Consider the following 24528-nt stretch of genomic DNA (forward strand, 5'->3'; position numbering starts at 1 on the left):
GCCTCGAGCGGCTTTTTTTATTTGTGCTGTCGATTTCTTCGCAAGTGGTCGTGGTTAGCTGCCGTCAACCTCCGCCAATAGCATTAAGTCACAAGATATTCAAAGTCGCCTCGGGCGGCTTTTTTTGTGCCTATTGGTTGCATGGATATAACTGACAGTGATTTACGGAGTGGTTACATTTAGCTGGCGGCTTGATTGCATCAAGCCTGCCGATAAAAAATGGACCATTACATTGAGGAGACAGGATGCACCGCGTATTTGCCAGTTTTTTTCTTGCCGCCGTTATGCACGTTCCCGCGCATGCGGAGGCGCCGCCTGCGGCGAAATTTGATCCCGGTGCGCTGAAGTTGCAAAAGGGCCCGTTCAATGACGTGCTGGTGCTCGGCTCGCCCCATTTGGCGCAATTGCCAAAATCGTTTGATCCGTCTCAATTGAGCTTGCTCAACGAGCGCCTGGCGGACTGGCGGCCGGATGCGATCGCGATCGAGGCGCTTTCCGGTTTGCAGTGTGCTTACCTGCGCGCCTATCCGCAGCGCTATGGCGATACGGTGAAAGCGTATTGCTATGACACTTCCGTCGCGCGGGCCGCCACGGGGCTCGATGTGGTCGCGGCCACGGCGCAGGCGGAGGGTTTGCTGGCCGCCTGGCCGGCGGTGCCGTCTGCCGCACAGCGGCGTACATTGGCTTCCCTGTTCCTGGCCGGTGGCGAGCGCGCATCGGCGCTGGTGCAGTGGCTGCGCCTGCCCGCAGATGAGCGGCGCGCCGGTGACGGCGTGAGCGAGCCCTTGGCCGCAAACCTCAATTCCCTGCTGATGCAGCGCAACGAGAGCTATCAGATCGCTGCAGTGCTAGCGGCGAAGAGCGGGCACGAGCGGGTGCATGGCATGGATGACCATACGTCCGATATGCCTGTTGACGATGAAAAGGCTTATGCCAAGGCGATCAGGGCGGCCTGGAATAATCCCTTTTCGGCCGAGCGCAAGCGCATCCATGCCGGGTTTGAGGAACAATTGACGACGCCTGCCGGTGTGCTGGCGATCTATCGCGCCTATAACGGACGCGCCGAGGCGGATCTGGCCTTCCGTGGCGATTTTGGCGCGGCGCTCGAAGAGCCTTCGCCGCAGCGTTACGGCCGCAACTACGTCGCCTCCTGGGAGGTGCGCAACTTGCGCATGGCGTCGAATATCCGCGAAATCATGGCGGCGCGTCCGGGCATGCGCGTGCTGGTCATCGTCGGCGCATCCCACAAGGGCTATCTGGAGGCGTATCTTAACCAGATGCATGATGTGCGCATCACCAGTACGGACGATATCTTGCGCTAAGGAGTGCTTTTGCCGCGCCGGGAGGTTGGCGCGGTTTTTCCTGCATGCCTGGCGTGCTGTTGCTTTGCATATCTTCCTGCCATCATCTTGTTTCCATAGGGAAGGGGGATGCAAAAAGGTGGAAAATAAGAAGGCCAGCAGTTGATTTCGTGAATCGCTTCGTGTTAAACTTCGCGCACGCTTTTTTGAGGGGCTAAGCAAAGCCTTCAACGAAGAGTCCGCTGAGAGTAAAGCCAGCACAGGTCCCCATCGTCTAGAGGCCTAGGACATCACCCTTTCACGGTGAGTACAGGGGTTCGAATCCCCTTGGGGACGCCAGGATTTAGTTGTAAAGTAAGAGTGCAGTGCTGAATGGGCCTGACAAGTCAGGCTTTTTTTGTTTCTGCCATATTGCTGCAGTACCGGGTCAGGATGCAAAGTAGTGCATTCAGGACAGATTTCTGTCCCCATCGTCTAGAGGCCTAGGACATCACCCTTTCACGGTGAGTACAGGGGTTCGAATCCCCTTGGGGACGCCAGATTCGCAAGTAGTAACAGGTCGGGATGCAAAGCAGCGCATCCAGGACAGATTTTCTGTCCCCATCGTCTAGAGGCCTAGGACATCACCCTTTCACGGTGAGTACAGGGGTTCGAATCCCCTTGGGGACGCCAGACCGGCTGAATCAGCCAACAAAAAAGCCGCCTGGTAACAGCGCGGCTTTTTTGTTATGGGTCGCCATACCCACGTTTTTCTCTTTCCGTTCAATATGCCACTTCCTACCGATCGCGCACCATCCCTGGCCATCTTCTGCAAAGTCGTCGACAACTACGGCGATATCGGCATTTGCTGGCGCCTGGCGCGGCAGTTGAGCGGCGAGCATGCCGTGGCCGTCACCCTGTGGGTCGATGATTTGCCGAGTTTCCGGCGCATCTGCCCGGAAATCGACGTGGCGGCCGAAGCGCAGCACGTCTCCGGCGTCACGGTGCGCCATTGGCGCGGCCAGGATGGCGCGTTCGTGCCCGGCGACGTGGCCGACATCGTCATCGAATTCTTTGCCTGCGACATTCCGCCCGGCTATATCAGCGCCATGGCGCAGTGCGCGCCGCATCCCGTGTGGCTGAACCTGGAAGGCTTGACGGCGGAAGAGTGGGTCGAGGGCTGCCACGCGCTGACGTCGCCGCGCCACGGCATGATCAAGCATTTCTTCTTTCCCGGCTTCACGAACAAGACGGGCGGCTTGCTGCGCGAAGCGGCGCTGGATGAGAAAAGGCTGGCGTTCCAGGCCGATGCACCCGCCATGGCGGCATTCCTGAGTCAATTCGGCGTGACGGCGGCGGAAATGTCCGCCTTGAAGGTATCGCTGTTCTGCTACCCGTCCGCGCCGGTCGCCGAGCTGTTTGCGGCCTGGCAGGCAGGGAGCGAACCCATGACATGCCTGGTGCCAGAAGGCGTCGCGATCGATGCCGTTCAGGCGTTTATCGGCGACGATGTGGTGGTATCTGGTGCGGCGCGCACGCGCGGCGCGCTCACCGTGCGCGTGCTGCCTTTCGTGCCGCAAGACGATTACGACCGCCTGCTGTGGGCTTGCGACGTCAATTTCGTGCGCGGCGAGGATTCCTTCGTGCGCGCGCAATGGGCCGGCCAGCCGTTTCTCTGGCATATCTATCTGCAGGATGAAAACTTGCATCACGTGAAATTGCGCGCCTTCCTGCAGCGCTATGCGGCCGATGCGGGCGGCGCCATCGACAGCCTGGTGCAGGCGGCGCTGGCCTGGAATGGCGCCAGCGCGGACGCCTTGCGGTGGTCGCAGCTGTGGCCCGCATTGCAGGCCGATCTGCCACGCATCAGGGCGCGCGCGCAGGACTGGCAGCGGCAGATGCAGGCTAATGGCGATCTGGCAAGTAAGCTGCTGGCGTTCGCTGGCGCGACGAGATAGGCGCTTGCTCAAAATTAAGGTAAAATGCCCGGTTATTTCTAACGTATTTTTAACCGATCAAACGCAAGCTTGCGGCGCTGATGGCGCACAGGCGGCAGATGGTCTTCATGCAACCCACTTTTTACGTACATTCCTATGAAACCCGCAAAAGAAATTCGTGTTGGCAATATCATCATGGTCGACAGCAAGCCAATGATCGTGTTGCGTTCTGATGTCAACGGTTCGAGCCGCACGGGCTTCACCTACAAATGGAAGATGAAAAATCTTCTGACGAACACCCCGATGGAAAACGTGTTCCGCGGCGACGACAAGTTCGACGTTGTTGTTCTGGATAAAAAGCCAGTGACGTATTCGTACTTCGCCGACCCGCTGTTCGTTTTCATGGACACCGAGTACAACCAGTACGAAATCGAAGAAGAAAACCTGGGCGAAGCGCTGAACTACCTGAAAGATGGCATGGAATGCGAAGCCATTTTCTACGACGGCAAAGCGATCTCCGTTGAACTGCCGACGACCATCGCCCGTCAAGTGGTGTACTCGGAGCCAGCGGTCAAGGGCAACACGTCGGGCAACGTCCTGAAAGAAGCCAAGATCGAAAACGCCATCGACGCGCACCGCCACACCGTGCAAGTGCCGCTGTTCGTGGCACAGGACGACGTCATCGAAATCGACACCCGTACCAACGAATACAAGCGTGTCGTACGCAACTGATAGATCGTTGCACTGCGCCGCTCGCATGGCCCGGCATACGCCGGCCTGGCTTGCTCCAGTGCTGGATGATCAAGAAACGCTGCCTTCGGGCGGCGTTTTTTTTGCTTAAAAAATAATTCCCTTCAACAACAATTGTGTTGCAGGGACTGCTATGCTATGGCTAGAACATTATTGCGGTAGAAACATTGAAGTTTCCTGGAGATAGCATGCAGCGCAGTCAGATGTTACGCAGTGGCGCGTCCCGGGGCGTGGCGCGTCCCGTGCTGGCCCGTGCCTCGGCGCCCGCCAGCCCCATGGCCCATCTGCTCGATGCCGGCGTCTTGCCGCAACAGCAAATGATGCAGGCAGGCAAACTCAGCTCCCATGCCCTGACGTCGCAGTACCTGGGGCGCATCCGCTCCCTGTGCAGCATCGGCGCGCGGACCTATCCCGGCATTGAAATCAATCCCGATGCGTTGAAAATTGCCCTGGAAATGGACCGCGAGCGGCAGGTGCACAAGGTGCGCGGCCCCTTGCATGGTATTCCCGTCGTCTTGCGCGACAATATCGCCACGGGCGACCGCATGAAGACGCGCACGCAAGCCCCCCAGGCCACGCAGGCCAGCTGCGATTCCTTTGTGGCGGCGCGCTTGCGCGCGGCCGGCGCCGTCATCATCGGCAAAAGCAATTTACGCCAGTGGGCTGCCGTCAGCGTGCCGCATGCCACTGCCAGCTGGGCCGGGCTGACCATCCTGGCCGTCGACAGCGCCGCGGACGGTTCCATCGTCGCGCCTGCTTCAGACTGCGGCCTGGTCGCCATCAAGCCCACGGGCAGGGCCGCTGGCGGGCAGGGCGGCGAGCCAGCCATGGCCGGGCCGATGGCCCCCAGCGTGCGCGAGGCGGCCTGGCTGCTCGCCGCCCTGAGGGGCGAGCGCCTGGCCGATGGCGTGGTGCTCGATGCCGCCGGCTTGCATGGGCGCCGCATCGGCGTGGCGCGCAGCCTGTTCGGCCTGTGCGCGGGGACCGATGCCGTGATCGGGCAGGCGCTGCTGGTACTGCGCGACCAGGGCGCGGAACTGATCGAGATGCCGCCCGCGCCCGGGCCTGGCGGCATCGAAGCATTGCTGGGCTCGCATGGGCTCGATGCGCTGGTGGGGCCTACCTGCCATGGCGTATCGCAGGCGCCGGCGGCCTTGCCGCATATCACTGTGCCGGCCGGCGTGGCCGGGGGCTCGCCGGTCGGCTTGTCCTTCATCGGTCCGGCCCACGGCGACATGCAGCTCATTGCGATGGCCTATGCGTATGAGCAGGCGACTTTGCACCGGCGCACGCCCGCGCTGCCGGCGAGCATCACCCTGGCGCTGCGCCAGCCATGAATTTTCTTTTCGTTTTCTTTCGATAAACTATGCTTGCAACCTTGCTGCTGAGTGCGGCCGTGACCGCCACCCCGACTCCTTTTGACGCCGCGCAATTGTCTGGCAGCTGGTCCGACAGCGTCAATACGAACAGTGTTTGCGAAGAGGCGCGGCACTTTACGCGCATGCAGCTGTCTGACGATCATCAGCGGCTGGCGATCTTCAACGACCGTACGTGGAAAAGCAAGCTGGGTGAAACCAACCGCTTTGCCGCGACGGTGGTGGCGGAAACGGAGCACAGCCTGACGTTACGCTATGACAATGAAACCCGCCTCAATGCCGCTGGCAAGCTGGTGGAATGGCAATTGATCATCGTCGCGCCCGGCGTATACCGCTGGCGCGAGACGGGCTGGCCGGAAGGTAAGGTCAACGGGGTCGTCGGTATCCGCTGTTCTCCCTGAGACGGTGCGCAAGCATGCCATTCTGCTATGCTGCCGGCATTACATGATGCTTTTAGGAGATTGCATGTCCGCACGTTTGCTGTTCCCCCTGTTCCTTGGTGCCGCCGTGGCGCTGGCTGCGCTGCCGGCGCACGCGCGTACGCCGAGGCTGTCGCTGATCGAGCAGGCGCAAAGCTGCGACGGCGGCCACACCTGCCCGTATTTCCCCGACGTCTACAAGGCGGACTACGCGTTTCGCAAGGCCTTCAATGTGGGCTTGAAAAAAGCTGGCCTGAAGCGGCAGCGCTGGGTTCCGGATGGCGTGGCCAGCCCGCTCAAGCCCGTCGAGATCGACGGCAAGGCGCGCCTGCTGAGCAGTATCTGCGAGCCGCACAATTGCGGCCACCGCTACTCCATCCTGTACGACCCGGCCGAGCGCAGCATGACGGGCGTGTATATGGGCAGCGATGGCAAGGGCGGCTTGCGCACCGTCTACTTCGGCGAACCCAGCATCGCCGAAGCCGACCTGTTGTTCAAGAACTGATGCACGCGCCACTGCGCATTTCCAGCGAACGTGGCGAGCTGGACGTGGCCATGATCCACCGCTACCTGAGCGAGCAATCGTACTGGAAGCGCGGCGTGGCGATCGACACGGTGCGCAAGGGCATCGCCAACGCGCTGTGTTTCGGCGGCTATGTGGATGGGCAGCAGGTGGCGTTCGCCAGGGTTATCACGGATTACACGGATTTTGCCTACCTGCGCGACGTGTTTGTGCTGCCGCCATACCAGGGGCGCGGCTATGGCAAGCAGATCGTGGCCGCCGCGCTCGGCGATGCGCGTGTGCGCGATGTCGTCTGGATGCTGGGGACCGATGACGCGCACGGCCTGTATGCCAGCTTTGGTTTTGCGCCGCTGGAGGCGTCACACAAGTACATGCGTCGTCCTGCAGCGTGAGAATTATCAAAACAACCTTTAGGTGTCAAGAGAACTATTAACATTATTGTACGTAATAATGTTGCATTGATAATGACATCATGTCATTATGCGCGCTCTGCAGCTTACGCAGCGGTGCGTTGCTGGTGCTGTGCTTTGCCGTCGCTACCTGGCGGGGCAAAGGTGGTGAGCGGTCCGATTGGTCGTCCCTGGCACGTTTTCTCGTCACTTTAAAGGAATACATCATGAAACAATATGGCGCCGAATTTCTCGGCACGTTCTGGCTGGTCCTGGGCGGTTGCGGCAGCGCCGTGCTGGCCGCTGCCTTTCCCGGCCTCGGCATCGGCTTTGCCGGCGTAGCGCTGGCCTTTGGCCTGACGGTGCTGACCATGGCTTACGCCATCGGCCACATCTCGGGCTGCCACCTGAATCCTGCCGTCTCGATCGGCCTGTGGGCCGGCGGCCGCTTCCCCGCCAATCAACTGTTGCCATACATCATTGCGCAAGTGCTGGGCGCCATCGTGGCCGGCGGCGTGCTGTACGTGATCGCCAGCGGCCAGGCCGGTTTCGATGTCAGCAAGGGCTTTGCCTCGAACGGCTTCGGTGCCCATTCGCCGGGCGGCTATTCGATGCTGTCGGCGCTGGTCATTGAAATCGTGCTGACGATGTTCTTCCTGATCGTCATCCTGGGCGCCACCGACAAGCGCGCGCCGGCCGGCTTCGCCCCGCTGCCGATCGGCCTGGCGCTGACCCTGATCCACCTGATCAGCATTCCCGTCACCAATACCTCCGTCAATCCGGCCCGCAGCACGGGCGTGGCCCTGTACGTGGGCGATTGGGCGACCAGCCAGCTGTGGCTGTTCTGGCTGGCACCGATTATCGGCGCCTTGCTGGGCGCGCTGGCCTACCGCTTGATTGCGGGCGAAAAAGAGTAGGTCGGCTTAGCCCGCAGGGCGTAAGCCGACAATGCCGGCAGCGCAGCTTGTCGGCTTGCGCGCGGCCTTGCCACGCTAAGCCGACCTATGCGCCGCGCCACTCGCTCAGGTAATGCTGCGGCGTGCGGCCCAGGATGCGGCGGAACATGGCGCTGAAGGCGCTGGGGCTGGCGTAGCCCAGCGCATAGGCGATGGCCGCCACGCCTTCGCCCCGGTCCAGGCGGCAGAAGGCCTCGGCCAGGTGGACTTGCTGCAGCCATTGGCGGTAGTGCAAGCCCGTTTCCTTGGGGAATAAACGGATCAGGGTGCGCGCGCTGGCGCCTGCGTCCTGCGCCCAATCCTCGATGCTGCGCCGGCTGCCGGGCGCGCTCATGATGGCCGAGCAGACGGCCACCAGGCGGCGGTCGCGCGGCCAGGGGATGGCGAGGGGGACGGTATCGGCTCCCGCCAATTCCGACAGGATCAAGTGCGCCAGCCAGTCACCGCGTCCCGCCAGCGCATATTCGATCGGTTCGGCCAGCAAGGCCAGGATCAGCTCGCGCAACAGCCGGCTCACTTCCAGTACCTTGCAATCGGCGCCATATTGGGGCGCTACCTGCGCATCGATGTACACGGTGCGCATGCTCAGTTCGCTCAAGATGTGAACTTCATGCACGACGCCCACGGGGATCAGCAGGGCGCGCCGCGGCGGCAGGATCCACACGCCGTGTCCGGTGGAGACGCGCATCACGCCTTCCGTCGCATACAGCAGCTGTGCCCGCACATGGCTGTGCGGCGCCGTGTAGTCGCCCGCCACGTATTGCCTGGACATGGCCGTCACGGGGCGCGGCACGTGCTGGTAATCGTGCGAGCTGGTGCTGCGGCTGAACGGCACGCCATCGGGGTGGGTCTGGGCGGGGTGGTGGGTGTACATGTGCGTCGTTGGATTGTCACCTGATTGTCACTTAGTTGTCACTTGGGCGACGATTATTGGAAGTTGTCAGTTCAGTGACCATACTATACTGGCTTCTTTGCCGGGCCGCAGCCGTGCCCGATTATTGCGGATGACACATGCACACAACCACACCTGCCCCAGCACTGGCCAAGCCCGTGCCGGCGGCTCCCTCGCTTCACAGTTCCCAACAACAATCCGGTCTGGCCATGCACATTCTGGGCGCCGTCGCCTTCGTGCATTTGCTTAATGACTTGATCCAGGCATTATTGCCGTCGATTTATCCGATGCTGAAAGCCGAGTTTTCACTCAGTTTTACCCAGGTCGGCCTTATAACCCTGACGTTCCAGTGCACGGCATCGTTGCTGCAACCCTGGATCGGCTTGTACACGGACCGCCGTCCGCTGCCATTCTTGCTGCCCGTTGGCATGTGCTTTACCCTGGCGGGCGTGCTGATGCTGTCCATCGTCTCGACTTTCCCGACCCTGCTGATCGCCTCGGGCCTGATCGGCGTCGGCTCGTCGACCTTCCACCCGGAAGCGTCGCGCGTGGCCCGCATGGCGTCGGGCGGACGCTACGGCTTTGCCCAGTCGCTGTTCCAGGTGGGCGGCAACGTTGGCTCCGCCCTGGGCCCGCTGCTGGCGGCGGCCGTCATCGTGAACCGTGGCCACGGTAATGTCGCCTGGTTCAGCCTGCTCGCCGTGCTGGCCATCGGCGTGCTGTACAAGGTCAGCCACTGGTATAGCGGCCACCTGGCCAGCTTCAAGCCGAAGGCGGGCGGCCATGGACCTAACTTGTCGCGCAACAAGGTGATGGGTGCGCTGGGCGTGCTGGCCCTGCTGGTGTTTTCCAAATACATCTACATGGCCAGCCTGTCGAGCTACTACACGTTTTACCTGATCGACAAGTTCCAGCTGTCGCTCGGCGATGCCCAGCTGTACCTGTTCCTGTTCCTCGCCGCCGTCGCGGCCGGCACCTTCATGGGCGGCCCCATCGGCGACCGCATCGGCCGCAAGCGCGTGATCTGGATTTCCATCCTGGGCGCCGCGCCATTTACCCTGCTGCTGCCATATGTCGACCTGTTCTGGACGGCTGTATTGACGGTGATCATCGGTTTCGTGATTTCATCCGCGTTTTCCGCCATCGTCGTCTTCGCGCAGGAACTGGTGCCGGGCAAGGTGGGCATGATCGCGGGGATCTTCTTTGGCCTGATGTTTGGCGTGTCGGGCATCGCGGCCGCGGCGATGGGCCACCTGGCCGACGTGTCGGGCATCGCCTATGTGTATAAAATCTGCTCCTACCTGCCGCTGCTGGGCATATTGACGGTGCTGCTGCCGCATATCGAGCAGGCGAAAAAGTAGGCCAGCGTCGCGGGAGGGCTTGACGGCCCGCCCGCGCGCATGCGATATTCTCTTCATGAACTCTTCCATCCTCCATCCAGTCCTTGCATACCGCGCCGCCGCTGCGCTGTGTCCGTGTACCTGGCTTCGCGAGGATGCGGCCCGGCGCCGTTAAACTTTTTACTCCTCATTCCGATGGCCACAGTGTTGAAAAACCTGTGGCCATTTTCTTTTTCCGCAACGCGCATGAAAGTCCCGCATGACACTTCATTTGTACGACACGTATAGCCGCAGCCTGCGGCCCTTCGAGACCATCGTTCCTGGCCATGCCGGCCTGTACGCCTGCGGCCCCACCGTCTACGATTACGCGCACATCGGCAACCTGCGCACCTATCTGTTCGTCGATGGCTTGCGCCGCGCGCTTGAATTCAACGGCTTGCAGGTGCGCCACGTGATGAATATCACTGACGTGGGCCATCTGACGTCGGATGCGGACAGCGGCGACGACAAGATCGAGGCGCGCAGCGCCCGCAGCGGCAAGTCGGCCTGGGATATCGCCGCCGAATTCACCTACGCGTTCGAGGGCGATCTGCGCGCGCTGAATATCCTGCCGCCCACCGTCTGGTGCCGCGCCACGGACCACATCGCGGAGCAGATCGCATTTATCCTCGACCTGGAAGCGAAGGGCTATACCTACCGCACGGACGACGGCATCTATTTCGACACGACGCGCCAGGACAGCTATGGAAAACTGGCGCGCCTGAACCGCGACGGCCTGCAGGCGGGGAAGAGGGTGGACCTGGGCGAGAAGCGCGACATCTGCGATTTCGCGCTGTGGAAGTTCAGCGGCGTGCCGGGCCAGCGGCAGATGGAGTGGGACAGCCCCTGGGGCCTGGGTTTTCCCGGCTGGCATATCGAGTGCTCGGCCATGGCGGAAAAACACCTGGGCGCGTATTTCGACATCCATTGCGGCGGCGAAGACCACGTGGCCGTCCACCACAGCAACGAGATCGCGCAAACGGAAGCGCGCCACGGCACGCGCCTGGCCAATTTCTGGCTGCATGGCGCGTTCCTCAAGACCCAGGATGCGAAGATGTCGAAATCCACGGGCGACTTCTTGCGTTTGCAAAGCCTGGTGGAGCAGGGCGTCGATCCGCTGGCCTACCGCTACCTGTGCCTGGGCGCCCACTACCGCAGCAGCCTCAATTTCACGGACGATGCGCTGCGTGCCGCCGCCAGCGGCCTGGCGCGCCTGCGCGTGGCCGTGCATGGCCTGGGTGCTGCGGAAGGCGAGGCCGATCCTGCATGGCATGAGCGTTTCATGAGCTGCGTCAACGATGACCTGAACTACCCGCGCGCGCTGGTCGTGGCCTGGGAGCTGCTGAAAAGCGGGCTGCCGGACGCCGTGAAAAAGGCCACCATGGCCCGCTTCGATGCGGCCCTGGGGCTCGATCTGCTGGCCTGGCAGCCGGCGCAGGTGGCAGTGCCGCAGCAGGTGCAGGCGTGGATGGCGGAACGGTCCATCGCCCGCGCGCAGCGCCAGTGGACCGAGGCGGACCGCTTGCGCGACCTGGCGCGCGCGGCCGGTTATGACATCGACGATACGCCACAGGGGCAACAGGCGCGGCCTTTGTGAAGATGTCCTGCATAATGGCCGCCTGATGAAACTGGAGATGCCGTGAAGCGTCGTTTGCTGCTATTGAGTTGTTGCCTTGCCTTGTCGAACTCCGTCCAGGCGGCCGGCGCCTGCCCCGGCTTTCCCGCGCTGGCCACCTCCGGCGAGGCGCTGCTGGCGCAGGTGCGCGCGCTGCCGCCCGCCGCTGTGGACCGCGAACGGCAGGCGTGCGCGCCGGCGACCGTCATCGATTTCGCCTACAGCGGCGGTACCTTGTGCCGCTTTGGCGCGGGCGAGGAGGCGGTCGATGCGGCGACGGCCGCCGTCACGCGCCTGGCCGATGGCGGTGAGCTGGTCGAGTACCTGTATCTGTTCCCGTATGCGCCGGCCTCGCATGCGCGCTTGCTGGCGCTGCTGGCCGCGCGGTTTGCGCCCGTCGACAAGGCGGCCTGGCCGGCCTTTTTGAAGACCGCAAGGCCAGGCAAGGAAACCACGGCCCTGTTCACACATGACGGTTTTTATATCTCGCTGGGCAAGCCCACCGAAGGCGATCCGGCCGCATGGTACTCGAATGTGATCTTTGAAAAGATGGACAAGCCGGCGCTGGGCGTGCGCAAGGTGTGCCGGGAGGGGCGCGATGGCTGAAGCGGATGCCTTTCCGGTGGCGCTGGCCGGCACTGTGGCGCAGCTATTGCCCGCGCTGGGGAGTAGCCGGGCACACCCGCCATTTGCCGTATGCCAGGATGGCGAGGCCTTGCTGATCCCGACGCGCACGTATTACGAGCACCAGCGATTGCTGGCCTGTACGCAGCTGCCCGGCGACGCGGGCGTGATCGCCCTGTGTCTGGGCACGCGCCACCATGACGGCCATCTGCGCGAAGCGTGTGTAAGGCAGCTGTTGCTGCAGGAGCGGGCGTGGACGGTGCCGTTCGTCGTGCACCTGTGCGGCGAATACGTGCTGGAGATCGTCGAGGCAATTGGCGCGCTGCTGCCGGCCTGGAATGCGCAGGCGCTGGCGCGCTACCTGCAGGAGAACCCCGCGTATGTGGCCACCCTGGAGCGGCGCGCCGTCAGCTACTGGAACTGCTACTACCGCAGGCGCTACCCCGTGTGGAAAGACTATCCGGGACGCAGGGCCATGGCGGCCCTGCGTGCATTGCAGCAGCTTACGCCTCGATAAAGCGCATCTTGAAGCTGCGGCCCTTGATGTTGCCGAAGTCGCGGCCCAGGGTATTGCCCGCGTTCAGGCGCTTGAAGGCTGCTTCTGCCACCTTGCGGTCCAGCGCCACGTAGGTCATGAACTCGAACACGTTGATCTTGCCCACCTGTTCCTTGGTGAGGCCAGCGTCGCCCGTCAGCGCGCCCAGCAAGTCGCCCGGACGCAGCTTGTCCTTCTTGCCGCCCATGATGCACAGGGTGACCATCGGCGCCGGCAGCGCCTCCATCCCGTCATCTTCCGCCAGTTCCTTCAGGTCGTGCCATTCGGCGGCGCTGTTCTGGTACTGCTCGATCAGCTTGACCCATTTTTTCTCGTTCGGCGCGCACAGCGACAGGGCCAGACCCTTCTTGCTGCCGCGGCCAGTGCGGCCGATGCGGTGGATGTGCACTTCCGTGTCCTTCGACACGTCGACGTTGATCACGGCGCCCAGGTCGGAAATATCGAGGCCGCGCGCAGCCACGTCGGTGGCGACCAGCACGGAGCAGCTGCGGTTGGCGAACAACACCAGGATTTCATCGCGCTCGCGCTGTTCCAGCTCGCCGTACAGGGCCAGCGCGGAAAAGCCTTGCTGGCGCAGTTCCTCGGCCAGTTCGCGGCAATGCACCTTGGTATTGCAGAAGGCCAGGGTCGATTCCGGCTTGAAGTGTTTCAACAGCTTGCCGACGGCGCCATTGCGCTCGTCGAAGCCGATTTCATAGAAGCGCTGCTCGATCTTGTCGTTGTCGTGCTGCGCCTCGACCGTCACTTCCAGCGGATTGACGAGGAACGATGCCGTGGCGCGGCGGATGTCTTCCGGATACGTGGCCGAGAACAGCAGGGTCTGGCGGCGCGCCGGGCAGGCGCTGACGATGCCGGCGATTTCCTCGTAAAAGCCCATGTCCGTCATGCGGTCCGCTTCATCGAGCACCAGCGTCTGCACGTGATTCAGGTTGATGGTGCCGCGGCCCAGATGGTCGCGCAGGCGGCCCGGCGTGCCGACGACGATATGGGCGCCGTGTTCCAGCGAAGCGATTTGCGGACGCATCGGCGCGCCGCCCGTCAGGGTCAGGATCTTGATGTTGCCAGCCGCGCGGGCCAGGCGGCGCAGCTCATTGGCCACCTGGTCGGCCAGTTCGCGCGTGGGGCACAGCACCAGTCCCTGCACGGCAAACCAGGCCGGATTGAGCTTGTGCAGGATGCCGATGCCGAAGGCGGCGGTCTTGCCGCTGCCCGTCTTGGCCTGGGCGATCAGGTCGCGGCCGTCGAGCACCGCCGGCAGGCTTTGCGCCTGGATGGTGGTCATCTCGTGGTAGCCGAGCGAGTCCAGGTTGGCCAGGAAGGCGGGCGTCAGCGGCAGGCTGGCAAAGGAAGTGGTGGTGTCAGTGGTGGTGTTCATAGGGGCGGAGCCGGTAAAAAGCGGGTGGATGGGCACAGTCTACAGGCGTTCTACGCCCTTGTGCGGATGGTGGTGTGGAAGCTGGCGGCAAACGGCCGCCCGCGTGTGGTATTAATTGTCGGGCGCCCAGATGGGCAAGCCGGTGAGATCCAGGCCGGCGTCGCGCGTCCACACGGGCAGGCCTGTGGCGTCGGTCGGCTCCAGCAATTCGAGCTGCACTTGCTTCAGCGCCACCTTGCGCGGGCGGGCGCGGCGCTGTGGCTCCGGCGCCGGCTCTGGCGCATCGTGCGCTGGCGGCGGGCCGAAACCGGGCAAGTCGATGGTGGCGTTGTCTTTTTTGTCTCTCATTTGATAACCTCTGTCCCTGGCCTGCGAAGGCCAAGGGGCGGGCAGCATGCTGTCCGCCTATGTCCATACGCTTTAACTTCATCCACAAAACAAAAGCCCGGCTACAGGAGTCGGGCTCATTGTGAATATCATCGGCAGGAAAAGCAGACCTGCGGATTAAAGTGCGGCACGCAGTGTATCACAGGCGTGCCGCATTGTGGGATGCGCTGTTGTTGTGTCAGCGGAAGCTCAGGGCGCCCGTCAGGTCGCCCGGCGGCAGTGCGCCGCGTGACGCAAAGGCGTCATTGCGCACTTTCAGGCCTTCGAGCAGCGGCAAGTCGTGCAGGCGCGTGATCAGGCGCAGGATCGACGTGGTGTCGTAGAAACTGTGGTCGACGGCGCCTTTCTTCGCGTATGGCGAGACGACGATGGCGGGAATGCGCGTGCCAGGACCCCAGCGGTCGCCTTTCGGCGGCGCCACGTGGTCCCACCAGCCGCCGTTTTCATCGAAAGTGATCACCACGATCATGTCTTTCCACTGCGGCGACTCCTTCAGATGCTGGATGACGTTGGCCACGTGCTGGTCGCCCGACTCGATGTCCGAATAGCCCGCGTGCAGGTTCAGGTTACCCTGCGGCTTGTAGAAGGTCACGGCCGGCAGCTTGCCCGCCACGGCGGCGGCGAGGAATTTGTTCGAAATCGGGCTGTCGCCCGTGCCGCCGTCGCGCAGGTGCTCGGCGCGCGCGGCGGTGCCGGGTGCGAACTGCTTGAAGTAGTTCAGCGGCTGGTGGTGGAACTGGAAATTCGGCTTGCTGCCGCCGCCCTTGTGGTCGAGCGCCGCTTGCCAGCCGCCGCCATACCAGGCCCAGCTGACGCCCTTGCGCGACAGCAGGTCGCCGATGGTGTCGTAGGTTTGCGGCGGCAGGGTATTCGCGTCGGCCGGATCGGCGTGCAGCGGGTCGCCGTCGAAGGCGGGGCGGATATAGCTGGGCTGGTATGGCGGCGCCATGGTGTTGACGGCATAGCCGTCCGGCGTGAGGGCGCCGTCGTTGACGTATTTCGGCTTGCCATCGAGCGCGGAGGCGGGGCAGTCGGGCGAGATCGCCAGGCGCACGCCTTGCGGGCCGTCGGACAGCACGGCGATCTTTTTCTTTGCCGCCGTCTCGGCCGCGTTGAAGTATTCGTTGGCCCGGCCCGTGACGAGGAACTGGTGGTTCATGTAGGAGCCGCCGAAGGCCGCCATGAAGAAGTTGTCGCACAGTGTGTACTGTTCGGCGATCTGCCACAGGTTCAGGTTTTTCGACGTTTCGCCGTAATGGCCCATCACCAGGCCGCCGCTGTCGGCCCACGCGGCAAAGCCGTCGTTCTTGCCGCCGTTGATCTGCATCTGGTTGTTATAGAAGCGGTGTACGAGGTCGCGCGTGATGATGCTCTCGGGCAGGGGCTTGCCGGCCGCGTCGCTCAATTTGTAGGGTGCGTTCGGCAGGCCGGAAATCTGGTCTTCCTTGATCAGGTAATCGATGCCGCCGATATTTTGCTGGTTCGGCACCAGGCCGCCCCAGATTTTCGGCAGGGTAGCCAGCGGCTTGCCGTCGCGGTCCAGCTGCTGCGCCTGTTCGGACGTGACGGCGGACAGGGGGGCGCTGGTGCCGGGGAAGTTGGCGAACAGGTTGTTGAAGCTGCGGTTTTCCAGGTAGATCACGACCACGTTCTTGACGTGCGCCTTGAGTTTCGCGTCGAGCGAACCTTTGGCGATGGTCTTCCTGGCTGGCGCGGCGTCGGCCAATGCCGGCAGGCTGGCGGCCAGGCCGACTGCGGAAGCAGCCTGGAAAATGCGCCGGCGCGAGGGATTGGCGGGTTGGTCGGCCGGATCGGCTGGCAGGGCGGGGGCGAGGTCCTTCACACATTCTCCTTGGGTGTCTCTGTGGCACGGGCCACGGTGCTGCCCGTGAAGCGGAAAATTGTATCACCGGCCCCTGGATAATGTGAAATATTCGCCCCGCGCCTGCCTGGCCGATTCAGGGCATCAGAACTGGTAGCGTACGCTCAAGGCCACCTTGCGCGCGGGACCATGCATGCCCGAGTACCACCAGTCCGAGACCGACGCCGTGTACTGCTTGTCGAACAGGTTGGCCACGTTGACAGTCGCCGACAGCTTGTCGCTGACGTCGTAGCGCGCCATCAGGCTGGCCACCGAGTACGCCTTCTGTTCCCAGTGCAGGGTGCGCTCGATCTGCCACGCATCGATGTCCGAATACACGCGGCTTTGCCAGTTCATGCCGCCGCCGATGGTCAGGCGATGCAGCTCGCCGGGCAGGCGGTACGTGGTCCACAGTTTCACCAGGTGGCGCGGGAAGGTGGTCTGTATCGCCTTGCCCGTATTGTCTTCCGTCTGGCTGTACGACCACGATGCCGACACGTTCCAGCCTGGCGTAAGGGCGCCCGTCGCTTCCAGGTCCACGCCCTGCGTCCTGGCGCCCTTGATGGTGCGGTTGGCGGGATTGTTCGTGCCCGGCACGGTGTAGCCGGGGTCTGATTCGGACAGGTTGCTCTGGCGGATCTGGTACAGCGCGGCCGAGGTGTTCAGGCGGCCATCGAGCCAGCCGCTCTTGATGCCCGCTTCGTAGGTCTTGCCCGCGCGCGGCGCCAGCAGCTTGCCATAGCGGTCTTGCGCGGCCTGCGGCTGGTAGATGGATGAATAGCTGGCGTAGAGGCTGTGCGTGGCGTCGATGTCGAACACCAGGCCGCCATATGGCGTAAAGACGCGGCTTTCCGATGCCGGGGACTCGCCATAAAATGACACGGCAGGCGCATCCGAGATGTAATTCTCGCTGTAGCGCAGCACCTTGGCGCCGGCGATCAGTTTCAGGCGCTCGGACAGGTTCAGGCGCGTGGCGGCATAGGCGCTGGCCTGGCGGCGCGTGCTGTCGTAGGTGACGAAGGTATCGCCAAACACGGGTGCTGCGATGCGATTCCAGCTGTACAGGTTGACGGGGGTCTGCTGGATGTTCTTGTCGAAGCGGCCATCCGTCGTGCTTTGGAATTCGTTGTAGTCCATGCCCAGCACCAGCTCGTGCTGGCGGCCGAAGGCGCTGAACGGACCGCGCACATTGATGTCCACGCTGTTGACCTTGAGCCGGTAATCGCGGTAGTCGCCGTTCAGCATCAGGCCATCGCCCGTGGCCTGGTCGGGAAAGGCGCTGCTCACGCTCATGTAGACGGCGCGCTCTTCCTGCGACGACTGCACGCGGTTTGCCGAGATTTTCAGCTTCCAGTCGTTTGCCAGCGCGTGTTCCAGGGTGGCGAAGACGTCGGTGGAATTGCTGCCGAAGCGGTTCGATTTGGCGGCCGGGCTGAAGGAGCGGGGAAGGTCCGTCATTGCGCCATTGCTGTAGAACAGGGGGAAGCCCAGGTACGACAGCGACCCCTTCGAGCGGTTGCGCTGGTGCGTCACGCCGGCCGTCAGTTTCGTCGCGGCCGACAGGTCCGCTTCGATCACGCCATACACCACTTTCTTGTCGCGGCTATAGCCGTCGATGATGCTGTCGGCTTCCTCGTACAGCGTGACCAGGCGGCCGCGCACGCTGCCTGCCTGGTTCAGCGGGCCGGAAATGTCCGCCACGCCGCGCCGCTCGTCGCGGGAAGCCAGTTCGCCTTCGACCGAGGCCTGGAACTGCGCCGTCGGCTTCTTGCGCACCATGTTGATGGCGCCCGAGGCGTCGCCCGCGCCCGTCATCAGGCCCGAGGCGCCGCGCAGCACTTCGATGCGGTCGTACAGCGCCATGTCGGCCAGGCTTTGCGACGGTATCGCATTGAGGCCCAGGTTTTCCGAGTGCGTGTTGACGCCATCGAGCTGGTAATTGGTGATCGCATAGCCGCGCGAGGTAAAGCCGGAGCGTTCGCTGCCCAGCGAGAACAGGGTGATGCCCGGCGTTTGCGCCATGACTTGCGCGATGGTATTCAGGCCCTGGTCCTGCATGCGCTGCTGCGTGATGACGCTGACCGACTGCGGCGTTTCCCGGATCGACAGGCCCAGTGGCGTGGCCGTGGCGATCGGCAGGGGCGAGACATACGCGCCCGAGCCTTCCGTCGCATCCTGCTGCGCCTTGACGGACACTTCCGGCATCATCGACAGCGCTTCGCCGCCCGCCGCCGCATCGGCCGGACGCAGGACAAAGCTGCCGTTGGCGCTGCGCTCGGCCTTCAGGCCCGTGCCGCGCAGCACGCCGTTCAGGGCGGCCAGCACGTCGTGGCGGCCGCTCAAGCCTGCGGACGTCTTGCCGCGCGTCTGTTCCGGCGTAAAACTGAGGATGACCCTGGACTGGCTGGCGACCTGGCGCAGCGCCGCCGCCAGGTCGCCGGCCGGTACCTGGAAATCCTGGATGTTCTGGCTGGCCGCTGGCGCTGCCGCGTTTTCCTGCGCCAGGGCTGGCGCCTGGGCGTTCAGCAGCAGGGCCGAACCGATGAAGACGAGTTGGATGGCATACGCCATGCGCTTGATGCGCGGCTTGGAATGAATGGCAGGAGACATGGTTACCTTATGGTGTAGTCGTCAAAAAGAACGTTGCCTACACAGGTCACGCGAGAATCGAAAGCGGGTACCTTTTTTTCGTTGGCGTCAAAATAAATATTCAACGCTGCTGGCGCGCCTCGACCTGCACCCAGTAGCGCGTGCGCAGGCGGATATCGACGGGCAGGGAGTCGGGCAGCGACAGCAGCACGGCGTCCAGGTCGGCCAGCGGGAAGACGCCGGAAATGCGCAGGCCGGCGACGGCATCGTCGCAGCCCAGCAAGCCGTGGCGGTAGCGGCTCAGTTCATGCAGGAAGTCGCGCAGCGGCATGGCGTCGGCCAGCAGCAAGCCCTGGCGCCAGGCCCAGATGTCGGGCGAGACGGCGTGCGCGGGCAAGAGCTGCCGCGCCGTCATGCCGCCGCCCTGGCCTGCACGGATGAGCAGATTGCCATCGCCATGGCGCGGCATCAGCCGGACGGCGCCTTCCTCTACAGACACGAGAGTGCTGCCGCCGGCCTGGCGCACCGAGTAGCGCGTACCCAGCGCCTGCGCCTGGCCATGCGCGGTTTCGACGAGGAAGGGGCGGTAGGGCATGCCCGTTTCGCGGGCGGTGGCGATGAAGACTTCGCCCTGCACCAGTTGCAGCAGGCGCTGCGTGCCGCTAAAGCGGATATTCACGGCGCTGCCGCTGTTCAGGTGCAAACGACTGCCGTCGGGCAGGGTCAGCTCGCGGCGCTCACCCACGCCCGTGGACAGGTCGGCCAGCGCCGCGCGGGCCATGTCGGGTGCATATTCCGAGCGCGCGCCGAACCAGCCCGTAAGGCCGATGGTCGATACCCACGCCAGCAACTGCAGGCTGTTGCGGCGCGAGATCGGCGAGGCGAGGCGGGAGCGCTGTGTCAGCGCCTTGCGGCTGGCCTGTGCATCGAGTTCGCGCAAGCCGCCGCTGACGCTTTCGATGTGTTTCCACGCCCGCTCATGGTCGGGATGCGCCTGGCGCCACTGCTGCCAGGCCGTTTTTTCCGCCGGCGTGGTTGCGCCGCTCATCAGGGTGGCCAGCCATTCAGCCGCCTGCATGGCGATCGCCAGGTCGATGGGCTGGCCCTGTGCGTAGACGGTGGCGCCGCGCATGTCAGGCCGCGGCAAAATCGGGCACGGCAAAAAAGCACAGCAGATTGGCCTTGCTCAGGTATTTTTTGACGGAATGCGTGGTGGTGCCCAGTTCGGCGGCGATCTCGGCATAGGTCATGCCGTCCAGGTGGGCCAGCAGGAAGGCGGCCTTGGCCTTGGCGGAGAGCTGGTCCAGCGCGCGGTCGACCCGTTGCAGCGATTCGAGCAGGATGGACATCGCTTCCGGCGAAGGCGTGCAGGCTTGCGGCTGGTGCAGCAGTGCGTCGAGGTAGGCCCGTTCGAGCTCTTCGCGTCGGCAGTGATTGGCCAGCAGACGCTTGGCGATGGTGGCCAGGAAAGGGCGCGGCTGCGCGATCCCGGCACTGCTGCGCGCAACGAAGATCTTGATGAAGGTATCCTGCGCCAGGTCGCCCGCCAGCCCCGCATCGTGCAGGCGGCGTTTCAGCCAGTGCAGCAGCCAGGAGTGGTGCTCGGCATACAGGGCCTGGAAATCGGATGGCGGGGAAGGGGCGGACAGCATGCGTACAGTCTGGTTTAATCTAAATGAGAATTGTTCTCATAATAGCGTAGCGGCGCGCACCCGGCAATCAGCAAAACGCGGCGTTGCTGAAATGCGACTGCGTGTCCGGACCGCGCGCGGCGCCGGATTTGCGCTGCCGCACGGCAGATGTAAAAGTTTCCTTGGCGCAAGCTTTCATGTGAGAAAATGCGGGCTGTCGATGTGGTGCGGAGCGGAGCGAAAAATGATGTGGATGGTTGGCGGTGCCCTGGTTCTCCTGGTCGCCAGATTCTTATGGTTGGCCTACTTTCACCGGGTCAACGCGATGTCGCGCCAGGCGGAGTTGATGAACTGGCTCGACATCGGCCGGGTGTCGAATGCCGATGGCGGCAAGGATATTCTGTTGGCGAGAAACGAGCGCGGCGCCAGGATCGACTGGCGCACGGGCGAGGTCTGGCTGATGAATCCGAAGGTGGCCGAGCCATTCGCCGATTTCCTCGCCGTCGAGCGATGGCTGACTTTGCGCGACATGCCGGCGGCGGACAAGCCGGCCGCAGCGGCGCCTGCGCCCGCGGAGCCGGAACCGGAAGCGGCGCCGGATGCTGGCCCCGTGCGCGATACCTTGCCGGCCTTCCAGCAAAAGGTCGATGCTTGCCTGGCCAAGGCGGAGGGCGGCCAGGAGTTGCTGGAAACGAAGCAGGCTTTCGAGGCGGGCAGCGAGCCTTACCTCGAGGCGTCGACGGAACTGAGCAAGACGGCGCTGGAGCTCGAAGTGTCGCCGGCGATGGTGGCCACGTTTCATATCAGCGCGTTTGCCGCCCTGGCCGAAACGGCGGGAGCCGACAAGCTGGAACGAGTGGCGGCCAGCCTGCACGCGGCGGCCAGGCAGATCAGGGCCAGCGTCACCGCGTAAAGGCGGGGCAGGGCAGGCATGAATGAAAAAACCGCTGCATCCCTTGCAGGAGTCAGCGGTTTTTATGTATTGGTTGCGGGGACAGGATTTGAACCTGTGACCTTCGGGTTATGAGCCCGACGAGCTGCCAGACTGCTCCACCCCGCAGGCGAATTATATACGAGTTTGCTGCATTGCGGGAATGATCTTTGTCAGGCCTGCCGCATCGCTTACTGTTGCTTGAAAACCGTGGCCGTTCCCTGGCGTGTAAACGGCGTGCCCATATGGACTTTCTTGCCGCGCAGTTCGTATGGCAGAAAGGTGATGATTGAATAGCCATCGCGATGGTCGAGCGCTACGGCTATTGCATCTGATTGTTTGCCGGACGAGGGCAGGGGGACGGTGGCGTCATACACGAGGGCGGTTGTCTTGTATTCGCCGTCGACGGTGCCTTGCACCAGGGCTTCCTGTATCAGCTTGATGATGTCGGCCGGCAGTAGCGACATCGCAGCTGTGCTTGCGGGCATGAGGACGAATTTGTCGGTCTGCTTCAGGGCCGCGCCGAGCGGGAGGAAATGGCCTTGCTTTTCAAGTTGTAGCTTGGCCAAAGGAACGACGAACTCTTGCAGATATTCGGTATCTCTCTGTGCCTGGGACTGGGCTTGTGCCGTGGCGGAAAAGCACAGGACGGCAAGCAGGGTGACAGTGCGGCAGGCTTTCAAGGCGTGGCCCTTGTACATTTAAAGTTTCAATTTAACATGATTGTACAAAATGGGCGAGAATGAAAAAGCCGCTGATCCCTTTGCAAGAATCAGCGGCTTTCATATATTGGTTGCGGGGACAGGATTTGAACCTGTGACCTTCGGGTTATGAGCCCGACGAGCTGCCAGACTGCTCCACCCCGCAGGCGAATTATAGCGGGGTTTGCTGCAATGCGCAATGGCCGGGTTTCAGACCCTGGATTACGCCGCCGCCAGGCGCCACAGCGAGGTGATTTCCTGCGAGCGGGCCGCGTGCAGGCTGTCGGTGGCGTCCTGCGCGCGCGGGTGCGTGGGTTTCACGTCCAGGCGGTCGATGACTTTCAAGCCCGCCTGTTCTATCCATTCCAGCAATTGCGCGCGCGGGCGCAGGCCCAGGTGCTCGGCCAGGTCCGATAAAATCAGCCAGCCTTCGCCGTTTGCTTCCAGGTGCCCGGCCAGGCCGGCGAGGAAACCGCGCAGCATGCGGCTGTCCGGATCGTAGACGGCGTATTCGATCGGCGAGCTTGGGCGCGCCGGCAGCCAGGGCGGATTGCACACGATGAGCGGCGCGCGGCCCGCGGGGAACAGATCGGCCTGCAGCACGTCGACCTTGTCAAGCAAATCGAGGCGGGCCAGGTTTTCGCGCGCGCAGGACAGGGCGCGCGGGTCCTGGTCGGTGGCGACGATGCGTTCGATGCCGCGCTGTGCCAGCACGGCGGCCAGCACGCCCGTGCCGGTGCCGATATCGAAGGCCAGCTTGGCGCGCGCGGGCAGCGGCGCTTCCGCCACCAGGCCCACGTATTCGCCGCGGATGGGCGCGAACACGCCGTAATGCGGGTGGATGCGCTGGCCCAGGGCCGGCAGTTCCACGCCCGTGCGGCGCCATTCGTGCGCGCCGATCAGGCCCAGCAATTCACGCAGCGAGGCGATAAACGATTCTTCGCCGCGGCCATACGCTTCATTGCACGCCAGTTTCACGTCCGGCGCGCGGCGCAGCGGAATCGTGTAGTCGGCGTCGAAAGGCAGCAGCAGCATGGCCAGGGTACGGGCGCGTTGCGACTGGGCCTGGCGGTGCAAGTGGAAGGCTTCCGTGGCGGACGGTTCGGGTTTCGTCAGCTTGGCGGCCTTGGCCTTCTTGCTCGGTTTGTCGTTCTTGTGGTCGGCGCGCCGCGCCAGCGCCTGCAGCAGCTGGCGCGCGTTCTGGAAGTCGCCGCGCCACAGCATGGCCGTGCCTTCGCAGGCCAGGCGGTAAGCCTGGTCGGCCGTCGTGCGGTCATCGGCGATGACGACGCGCTTGGGCGGCGGCATGCCGCTTTCCGAGCGCCAGCGGGCCGAATGCTCGGCGCCGTTTTCGCTCCAGTGGATCTGCGGATGAACGGTAGGTGAAGAAGTGTCGGACATGGGATTCAATCGATAGAAGGTGGCGCGCGGCATGGTCGCCTGCGCAGGCCGTCTTCCATTATACGTTGCTGACCGTGCTGCTAGCGGTGTCGGTGCCGTAGGCGAGTGCCAGCGCGCGGGCGCGCGCCTGCTCTTCCGGCGTGGTTTCCACGGCTTTCCTGTCTGCTTTGGCGGTTTCGGCGGCTTGGTCCGGCTGCACCAGCTTGAGCAAGCGCAAGCTCAGGCTGCCTGCCAGGCCGCCATCCTTGCCGCTGGCGCTAGCGCCATCGGACGTGCCCTGGTAGAGATTGCTTTGCAATTGCTGGCCCAGCAGCTTGAACAGGTCGTGCAGATTGCCGCCGAAATGCGTGGCGGGCAACTCTTTCGCGGGCAGCTGTGCGTCATCGGCGGAGCCTGCTTCCTCGGCGGCATTCTGCGTTTGCTCAAGGACGCCCGCGCTGATGTTTGATTGATATTGCACTTCCACTTCGAAGTCGAAGGTCTGGCCATCGGCCGTCGTGATCTTGCCCTTGCCGATGAAATGCGCGTTTTCATCGAGGCTGAAGGCGGCCGCGCGGCTGCTGCCGCCGGCGCCCGAGACGCTGGCGCTGCCACTGCTGAAGCTGGAACCGGCCTGCAGGTCGACGGAATCGAAGGCGATCGTAGCACCGTCGCCGAACAGCTGGCGCGTCATGGTGGAGAGGAAATCCTGCGCCACGTCGACGGTCGCGTTGCCCAGCGCATCGGTCCGTTGCGACAATCCCTTGGCCGACAGGTCCAGGCCATTCTTTGACAGCGCCACCACGTCTTGCGCCGTGCGCTGCATCAGGGGCGAAGCGGCCAGGCCCGTGGCGCTGCTGCCCGTGCGGGACGGCTGCTGGCCAGCCAGCGTATTCGAGGCGGGTTGACGGCTGGCAAGGGCGGGGAGCTGGGACATGGTCGGTTCAAATGGGGAGGATAGTCGAATTAACGGCAAT

Annotated in this window: 23 protein-coding genes and 5 tRNA genes; 16 read left to right on the forward strand and 12 right to left on the reverse strand. The window is 63.5% G+C overall.

What is annotated here, in order from left to right; all coding sequences use genetic code 11:
* Positions 1-245: 245 nt before the first annotated feature.
* The 11 genes from BLT98_RS18105 (at position 246) to aqpZ (ending at position 7591) form a co-directional block, all read left to right on the forward strand.
* A complete protein-coding gene (locus BLT98_RS18105) occupies positions 246-1322 on the forward strand; it encodes a DUF5694 domain-containing protein (protein WP_092610154.1) in 1077 nt (358 codons plus the stop codon).
* Between the two features lie 242 nt (positions 1323-1564).
* A tRNA-Glu gene (locus BLT98_RS18110) sits at positions 1565-1640 on the forward strand.
* Between the two features lie 124 nt (positions 1641-1764).
* Positions 1765-1840 (forward strand) — tRNA-Glu (locus BLT98_RS18115).
* 57 nt (positions 1841-1897) lie between these two features.
* Positions 1898-1973, forward strand: a tRNA-Glu gene (locus BLT98_RS18120).
* Between the two features lie 95 nt (positions 1974-2068).
* A complete protein-coding gene (gene earP / locus BLT98_RS18125; protein ID WP_092610157.1) occupies positions 2069-3238 on the forward strand; it encodes an elongation factor P maturation arginine rhamnosyltransferase EarP in 1170 nt (389 codons plus the stop codon).
* Between the two features lie 135 nt (positions 3239-3373).
* Positions 3374-3949, forward strand: a complete 576-nt coding sequence (locus BLT98_RS18130; protein WP_034758247.1) for an elongation factor P — start codon at positions 3374-3376, stop codon at positions 3947-3949.
* A gap of 206 nt (positions 3950-4155) precedes the next feature.
* Positions 4156-5304 (forward strand): amidase family protein, encoded by a 1149-nt coding sequence (locus BLT98_RS18135; protein ID WP_244517557.1) that lies wholly within the window; start codon positions 4156-4158, stop codon positions 5302-5304.
* Positions 5305-5333: 29 nt separating this feature from the next.
* Positions 5334-5744 carry a hypothetical protein gene (locus BLT98_RS18140; RefSeq protein WP_034778064.1) on the forward strand — a complete coding sequence of 137 codons (411 nt, stop codon included), beginning with the start codon at positions 5334-5336 and terminating at the stop codon, positions 5742-5744.
* A gap of 64 nt (positions 5745-5808) precedes the next feature.
* Positions 5809-6267, forward strand: a complete 459-nt coding sequence (locus tag BLT98_RS18145) for an Ivy family c-type lysozyme inhibitor (protein WP_161789544.1) — start codon at positions 5809-5811, stop codon at positions 6265-6267.
* Positions 6267-6677, forward strand: a complete 411-nt coding sequence (locus BLT98_RS18150; RefSeq protein WP_092610160.1) for a GNAT family N-acetyltransferase — start codon at positions 6267-6269, stop codon at positions 6675-6677. The genes BLT98_RS18145 and BLT98_RS18150 overlap by 1 nt, the downstream gene beginning before the upstream one ends.
* Positions 6678-6901: 224 nt before the next feature.
* Positions 6902-7591: an aquaporin Z gene (aqpZ, locus tag BLT98_RS18155; RefSeq protein WP_034778070.1), complete on the forward strand. Its 690-nt coding sequence runs from the start codon at positions 6902-6904 to the stop codon at positions 7589-7591.
* Between the two features lie 85 nt (positions 7592-7676).
* On the opposite strand, the gene BLT98_RS18160 is transcribed toward aqpZ, so the two are convergent.
* Complete coding sequence (locus tag BLT98_RS18160; RefSeq protein WP_092610163.1) at positions 7677-8504, reverse strand: AraC family transcriptional regulator; 828 nt, start codon at positions 8502-8504, stop codon at positions 7677-7679.
* A 227-nt stretch (positions 8505-8731) separates the two neighbouring features.
* Between BLT98_RS18160 and BLT98_RS18165 the strand changes: the two genes are divergently transcribed.
* The 4 genes from BLT98_RS18165 to BLT98_RS18180 all read left to right on the forward strand — a co-directional run bounded on the left by BLT98_RS18165 (position 8732) and on the right by BLT98_RS18180 (position 12657).
* A complete protein-coding gene (locus tag BLT98_RS18165) occupies positions 8732-9883 on the forward strand; it encodes an MFS transporter (protein ID WP_211615032.1) in 1152 nt (383 codons plus the stop codon).
* A 238-nt stretch (positions 9884-10121) separates the two neighbouring features.
* Complete coding sequence (gene cysS, locus BLT98_RS18170) at positions 10122-11498, forward strand: cysteine--tRNA ligase (protein WP_092610169.1); 1377 nt, start codon at positions 10122-10124, stop codon at positions 11496-11498.
* 42 nt (positions 11499-11540) lie between these two features.
* Positions 11541-12122, forward strand: a complete 582-nt coding sequence (locus BLT98_RS18175) for a hypothetical protein (protein WP_139179314.1) — start codon at positions 11541-11543, stop codon at positions 12120-12122.
* A complete protein-coding gene (locus BLT98_RS18180; protein WP_092610176.1) occupies positions 12115-12657 on the forward strand; it encodes a hypothetical protein in 543 nt (180 codons plus the stop codon). The genes BLT98_RS18175 and BLT98_RS18180 overlap by 8 nt, the downstream gene beginning before the upstream one ends.
* Here BLT98_RS18180 and dbpA read toward each other — a convergent pair.
* The 6 genes from dbpA to BLT98_RS18210 all read right to left on the reverse strand — a co-directional run bounded on the left by dbpA (position 12644) and on the right by BLT98_RS18210 (position 20560).
* Positions 12644-14071 (reverse strand): ATP-dependent RNA helicase DbpA, encoded by a 1428-nt coding sequence (gene dbpA / locus BLT98_RS18185; protein WP_092610179.1) that lies wholly within the window; start codon positions 14069-14071, stop codon positions 12644-12646. The genes BLT98_RS18180 and dbpA overlap by 14 nt on opposite strands.
* Before the next feature lie 111 nt (positions 14072-14182).
* Positions 14183-14419: a hypothetical protein gene (locus BLT98_RS18190; RefSeq protein ID WP_034778081.1), complete on the reverse strand. Its 237-nt coding sequence runs from the start codon at positions 14417-14419 to the stop codon at positions 14183-14185.
* A gap of 217 nt (positions 14420-14636) precedes the next feature.
* Positions 14637-16301, reverse strand: coding sequence for an acid phosphatase (locus BLT98_RS18195; RefSeq protein WP_092610182.1), 1665 nt, complete (start codon positions 16299-16301; stop codon positions 14637-14639).
* A gap of 123 nt (positions 16302-16424) precedes the next feature.
* Complete coding sequence (locus BLT98_RS18200) at positions 16425-18929, reverse strand: TonB-dependent siderophore receptor (RefSeq protein WP_092610185.1); 2505 nt, start codon at positions 18927-18929, stop codon at positions 16425-16427.
* A 100-nt stretch (positions 18930-19029) separates the two neighbouring features.
* A complete protein-coding gene (locus BLT98_RS18205; protein ID WP_092610188.1) occupies positions 19030-20040 on the reverse strand; it encodes a FecR domain-containing protein in 1011 nt (336 codons plus the stop codon).
* Position 20041: 1 nt separating this feature from the next.
* The gene (locus tag BLT98_RS18210) at positions 20042-20560 is read right to left on the reverse strand and encodes a sigma-70 family RNA polymerase sigma factor (protein WP_092610191.1); all 519 of its coding nucleotides are present in this window, start codon (positions 20558-20560) and stop codon (positions 20042-20044) included.
* A 325-nt stretch (positions 20561-20885) separates the two neighbouring features.
* On the opposite strand from BLT98_RS18210, the gene BLT98_RS18215 reads away from it, so the two are divergent.
* A complete protein-coding gene (locus tag BLT98_RS18215; protein WP_070280460.1) occupies positions 20886-21452 on the forward strand; it encodes a hypothetical protein in 567 nt (188 codons plus the stop codon).
* A 70-nt stretch (positions 21453-21522) separates the two neighbouring features.
* Here the strand turns inward: BLT98_RS18215 and BLT98_RS18220 are convergent.
* The 5 genes from BLT98_RS18220 to BLT98_RS18240 form a co-directional block, all read right to left on the reverse strand.
* Positions 21523-21599: transfer RNA gene (locus tag BLT98_RS18220), tRNA-Met, on the reverse strand.
* A 62-nt stretch (positions 21600-21661) separates the two neighbouring features.
* A complete protein-coding gene (locus BLT98_RS18225) occupies positions 21662-22171 on the reverse strand; it encodes a hypothetical protein (protein WP_092610197.1) in 510 nt (169 codons plus the stop codon).
* Positions 22172-22260: 89 nt separating this feature from the next.
* Positions 22261-22337 (reverse strand) — tRNA-Met (locus BLT98_RS18230).
* A 56-nt stretch (positions 22338-22393) separates the two neighbouring features.
* Complete coding sequence (locus tag BLT98_RS18235) at positions 22394-23572, reverse strand: methyltransferase (protein ID WP_139179316.1); 1179 nt, start codon at positions 23570-23572, stop codon at positions 22394-22396.
* Positions 23573-23630: 58 nt separating this feature from the next.
* Complete coding sequence (locus BLT98_RS18240; protein ID WP_092610203.1) at positions 23631-24488, reverse strand: hypothetical protein; 858 nt, start codon at positions 24486-24488, stop codon at positions 23631-23633.
* Positions 24489-24528 lie beyond the last annotated feature (40 nt).

Origin of the sequence: Janthinobacterium sp. YR213, from assembly GCF_900099875.1 — a bacterium.
Classification (GTDB): domain Bacteria; phylum Pseudomonadota; class Gammaproteobacteria; order Burkholderiales; family Burkholderiaceae_D; genus Janthinobacterium; species Janthinobacterium lividum.

Excerpts from the sequence above, each read along its gene's own strand:
- BLT98_RS18105 (WP_092610154.1), top strand. The coding sequence starts at position 246 with ATGCACCGCGTATTTGCCAGTTTTTTTCTTGCCGCCGTTATGCACGTT.
- earP (WP_092610157.1), top strand. The coding sequence starts at position 2,069 with ATGCCACTTCCTACCGATCGCGCACCATCCCTGGCCATCTTCTGCAAA.
- BLT98_RS18130 (WP_034758247.1), top strand. The coding sequence starts at position 3,374 with ATGAAACCCGCAAAAGAAATTCGTGTTGGCAATATCATCATGGTCGAC.
- BLT98_RS18135 (WP_244517557.1), top strand. The coding sequence starts at position 4,156 with ATGCAGCGCAGTCAGATGTTACGCAGTGGCGCGTCCCGGGGCGTGGCG.
- BLT98_RS18140 (WP_034778064.1), top strand. The coding sequence starts at position 5,334 with ATGCTTGCAACCTTGCTGCTGAGTGCGGCCGTGACCGCCACCCCGACT.
- BLT98_RS18145 (WP_161789544.1), top strand. The coding sequence starts at position 5,809 with ATGTCCGCACGTTTGCTGTTCCCCCTGTTCCTTGGTGCCGCCGTGGCG.
- BLT98_RS18150 (WP_092610160.1), top strand. The coding sequence starts at position 6,267 with ATGCACGCGCCACTGCGCATTTCCAGCGAACGTGGCGAGCTGGACGTG.
- aqpZ (WP_034778070.1), top strand. The coding sequence starts at position 6,902 with ATGAAACAATATGGCGCCGAATTTCTCGGCACGTTCTGGCTGGTCCTG.
- BLT98_RS18160 (WP_092610163.1), bottom strand. The coding sequence starts at position 8,504 with ATGTACACCCACCACCCCGCCCAGACCCACCCCGATGGCGTGCCGTTC.
- BLT98_RS18165 (WP_211615032.1), top strand. The coding sequence starts at position 8,732 with ATGCACATTCTGGGCGCCGTCGCCTTCGTGCATTTGCTTAATGACTTG.
- cysS (WP_092610169.1), top strand. The coding sequence starts at position 10,122 with ATGACACTTCATTTGTACGACACGTATAGCCGCAGCCTGCGGCCCTTC.
- BLT98_RS18180 (WP_092610176.1), top strand. The coding sequence starts at position 12,115 with ATGGCTGAAGCGGATGCCTTTCCGGTGGCGCTGGCCGGCACTGTGGCG.
- dbpA (WP_092610179.1), bottom strand. The coding sequence starts at position 14,071 with ATGAACACCACCACTGACACCACCACTTCCTTTGCCAGCCTGCCGCTG.
- BLT98_RS18190 (WP_034778081.1), bottom strand. The coding sequence starts at position 14,419 with ATGAGAGACAAAAAAGACAACGCCACCATCGACTTGCCCGGTTTCGGC.
- BLT98_RS18200 (WP_092610185.1), bottom strand. The coding sequence starts at position 18,929 with ATGTCTCCTGCCATTCATTCCAAGCCGCGCATCAAGCGCATGGCGTAT.
- BLT98_RS18205 (WP_092610188.1), bottom strand. The coding sequence starts at position 20,040 with ATGCGCGGCGCCACCGTCTACGCACAGGGCCAGCCCATCGACCTGGCG.
- BLT98_RS18210 (WP_092610191.1), bottom strand. The coding sequence starts at position 20,560 with ATGCTGTCCGCCCCTTCCCCGCCATCCGATTTCCAGGCCCTGTATGCC.
- BLT98_RS18215 (WP_070280460.1), top strand. The coding sequence starts at position 20,886 with ATGAACTGGCTCGACATCGGCCGGGTGTCGAATGCCGATGGCGGCAAG.
- BLT98_RS18225 (WP_092610197.1), bottom strand. The coding sequence starts at position 22,171 with ATGTACAAGGGCCACGCCTTGAAAGCCTGCCGCACTGTCACCCTGCTT.
- BLT98_RS18235 (WP_139179316.1), bottom strand. The coding sequence starts at position 23,572 with ATGTCCGACACTTCTTCACCTACCGTTCATCCGCAGATCCACTGGAGC.
- BLT98_RS18240 (WP_092610203.1), bottom strand. The coding sequence starts at position 24,488 with ATGTCCCAGCTCCCCGCCCTTGCCAGCCGTCAACCCGCCTCGAATACG.